1 pseudogene is annotated in these 213 nt (G+C 44.6%); it reads left to right on the top strand.

The features are described 5' to 3' along the window. Positions 1–213 (top strand): annotated as a pseudogene (gene rpsD, locus A3757_RS05550) (30S ribosomal protein S4); the annotation flags it as partial.

Raw genomic sequence — 213 nt, 5'->3', positions numbered from 1 at the left:
TCGTTATATTGGACCAAAATGTAAACTGTCACGCCGTGAAGGTACTGACTTATTTTTGAAAAGTGGCGCTAAAGCGCTAGATTCAAAGTGTAACTTAGAAACTGCTCCAGGTATGCACGGTGCTCGTCGCGGACGTTTGTCTGAATACGGTACCCAGTTACGAGAGAAGCAGAAAGTTCGCCGTCTATACGGTGTTCTTGAAAAACAGTTTCG

The sequence above is a fragment of the Oleiphilus sp. HI0117 genome (assembly GCF_001635235.1).
This window is presented reverse-complemented; position numbering and strand designations above follow the sequence as displayed.